The following is a 2,415-nucleotide window of genomic DNA, read 5'->3' on the forward strand; positions in this document are numbered from 1 at the left end:
GATTGTGCGAAATTCGCCGTTGAACCCCGCGGCCTCGCCTGCCGCCGCAAAGCGGCTCACATCGCACAATCTGCATTATGTCTGCGCCCCCGCTTATCGGCATCGCTGACGTGCCGCCGCACAAGGCTGACGCCTTATGCTCTGACCGGCTGAGCCAGTCCCTGGCAATCCGTGTTCTTCTTTAGCTGCCCTGCCTGCGTCCGGCCAACAACCCTGTCGGCAGGTCGGCCTGCGGCCTCCGTGTTTACCTCCCCCGCCCCGACCCCGCTGCACTGGCTGCGCGCGGCTCGCACTGCGCTGCACTCCGTTGCTCGTTGCCGTGCTCGCCATCTCCGCCCCGTGCAGCCCCCGCAGGGGGCTTCCCTGTTGGGACGGTGCCATCAACAAAACAGTGAATAACCGAAGCCCCGCTGCCTGTGAGCGTCGCAGGGGCGCCGCTTGCAGGCTCTCTGCCGCCCGCACCCGCAGAACGGCCGCCCGCCGTCCGGCAAGCCGGACGACGTTCGCCCGTTGCCGAAAGGGAAACGCATCACAAAATCAAGCTGTTGAATCAACGCGCGTGAGCACAGGCGCTATACTGCACTACAGCAAACGGGCACAATAGCCTGAAAGTGCACATCGGGGATCGGGCAAAAAAATCTTTACCCCAACGGGTAAAACAGTCTCTTTAACAATCTGTTATTAAAGAAAAAATCCTGCCTAAAAAGTATGGTCGTGTCGGGGTAATCCCGAAGACCCGATTGGGCTGATGGGCGGGGTGAATCCGTATTCGTATGTGCATAATCCGACGGGATGGGTCGATCCTTACGGGTTGGCGGGTAAAGATTGTGGGCTTGCAGCATCCATAAAATGGAAGGGCTTTAATCCTAACAAGAGGGATTACCAAATTGGTGATGTAACTCATAAGAATTTATCTGGTTTGCAATATCATTACCTTAAACACGGTAAAGAATTCGGTGATATTACTCAGCCTCAATATTTAAATAAGGCAAAAGAGTTTTCTAACAAACCACTAACTGAAACCATGCAAGAAACTAAAGTTAATAACATCATCATTAAACATGATAAAAGTACTGGCGAGGTCTTTGTCGGTCATGCAGGTAAAAGAGAAATGAGAACTTATTACATAGATGATGGTCGGGATAGTGATGCTTTCCAAGCTGCAATTGAATTAGCGAAGAGTTTATAATGAAAATTGAATTTTTATATTCTGAAGTGATTAGTTTTTTGAAAATTCACTCACTATTTACAGAGAATGTAGATAGTCGTATTCAATTACTTTTTGAATTGGGAGAAATAGAAGATGAGCTGCCATCAGAAGCAATAAAGCAAAAGTATAATGATGTTATATTAGATAATTTCAATTACTCAAAATTACTAAGAAATTGTTTTTTCGAAGAACTTATCAAAGATATAACCGGAAACGAAATATTAATTATAGACCGTGATGATAATTTAATTACTGGCGTTCATTGTTCTGCCTGTAACTATATTGTTTTTGAAGACAATGAAGATGCGTTTTATGAAATTTGTCCGGTTTGTAGGTGGCAAAATGATGGCAGCTTAGGAGATAACTATAGTAGCTGTAATCATGGCACCATGAATGAATACAAAGAGACAGACTTTTTTAAACATCAATTAAATACAGGGAGTAAAAAGTATATGAAGTTTAAAAATTAATACGGCATAAATAAGGACGAATTATTCTTTTGATTATGATTAATAGGCCGGGAAGATCCCCGCGATCTTCCGGCTTTGTTCTTTTTAAGAGCCGCTCATTCCCTGCCCTTAGCGGCTTTTATAATCTCCAATCAACTCCTGCATTCTCAGCTTAATGTCACTGATTTGCTCGCGCTGGCGCTGGTATTGCTGCTTGAGGCTGTTTGTCTCGTCACTGTCGGGGATCAGTACTAAACAGCCCTCCATGATTTTTACGGTAACAGAGCCGCCAATCTCAAACCCAGCTTGTTTAAGCCATTGCCCCTTAAGGTGGATCGCGGGCGGTGCTTTGGTTTTGTCGTTTTGCGGCACGTATCCCACGGTGTAATAACGTTCTGTTTTGGCGGCTTTATTTTGAGCCGCGTTTTGCTTAGAATGCGCCTTAGCCATCATTCAACTCCTACTTAGTTGGTTGTGGTGAGCGGGGTTAACGTGTTGGTAGCACTTTAACTCCGCGTTAAATCAAAGATTTTTTATCTTGCCAGTGCCTGTAACTGCTTCTTGGTTAAAAAGGCATCCAGCAGCTTCTTAATCACTTCCTTGTCTTCCTCCGGTAACTGTTCCACCGCCTGAAACTGCCGCAGCAGTTCCCTGTCCTCAAACCGGGCTTTCGCCGCGTCGGTCTCTGCCCCTTCCAGCAGATAATCACTGGTCACATCCAGCACGTCCGCCAGACGTTTTAAGGTATCGCTGCCC

At 46.7% G+C, this 2,415-nt stretch carries 4 protein-coding genes and 1 pseudogene; 2 read left to right on the forward strand and 3 right to left on the reverse strand.

Features of this window, described 5'->3' with window-relative positions; all coding sequences use genetic code 11:
• Window positions 1-93 precede the first annotated feature (93 nt).
• Window positions 94-462, reverse strand: coding sequence for a hypothetical protein (locus tag H8A87_RS00350; RefSeq protein ID WP_198688055.1), 369 nt, complete (start codon window positions 460-462; stop codon window positions 94-96).
• A 286-nt stretch (window positions 463-748) separates the two neighbouring features.
• Here H8A87_RS00350 and H8A87_RS19650 point away from each other — a divergent pair, with 286 nt between their 5' ends.
• Window positions 749-1,189 (forward strand): RHS repeat-associated core domain-containing protein, encoded by a 441-nt coding sequence (locus H8A87_RS19650; RefSeq protein WP_232369980.1) that lies wholly within the window; start codon window positions 749-751, stop codon window positions 1,187-1,189.
• The gene (locus tag H8A87_RS00360; protein WP_198688056.1) at window positions 1,189-1,680 is read left to right on the forward strand and encodes a CPCC family cysteine-rich protein; all 492 of its coding nucleotides are present in this window, start codon (window positions 1,189-1,191) and stop codon (window positions 1,678-1,680) included. The genes H8A87_RS19650 and H8A87_RS00360 overlap by 1 nt, the downstream gene beginning before the upstream one ends.
• Before the next feature lie 108 nt (window positions 1,681-1,788).
• Here H8A87_RS00360 and H8A87_RS00365 read toward each other — a convergent pair whose 3' ends face one another.
• Window positions 1,789-2,109, reverse strand: a complete 321-nt coding sequence (locus tag H8A87_RS00365) for a SymE family type I addiction module toxin (protein WP_198688057.1) — start codon at window positions 2,107-2,109, stop codon at window positions 1,789-1,791.
• An 83-nt stretch (window positions 2,110-2,192) separates the two neighbouring features.
• Window positions 2,193-2,415: pseudogene (locus tag H8A87_RS00370) on the reverse strand (helix-turn-helix domain-containing protein); the annotation flags it as partial.

The organism is Xenorhabdus lircayensis (assembly GCF_016306625.1).
GTDB classification, from domain to species: Bacteria; Pseudomonadota; Gammaproteobacteria; order Enterobacterales; family Enterobacteriaceae; genus Xenorhabdus; species Xenorhabdus lircayensis.

What these genes read in the sequence shown, in the direction of transcription:
- H8A87_RS00360 (WP_198688056.1), top strand. Translation starts at nt 1,189, where the DNA reads ATGAAAATTGAATTTTTATATTCTGAAGTGATTAGTTTTTTGAAAATT.
- H8A87_RS19650 (WP_232369980.1), top strand. Translation starts at nt 749, where the DNA reads ATGGGCGGGGTGAATCCGTATTCGTATGTGCATAATCCGACGGGATGG.
- H8A87_RS00365 (WP_198688057.1), bottom strand. Translation starts at nt 2,109, where the DNA reads ATGGCTAAGGCGCATTCTAAGCAAAACGCGGCTCAAAATAAAGCCGCC.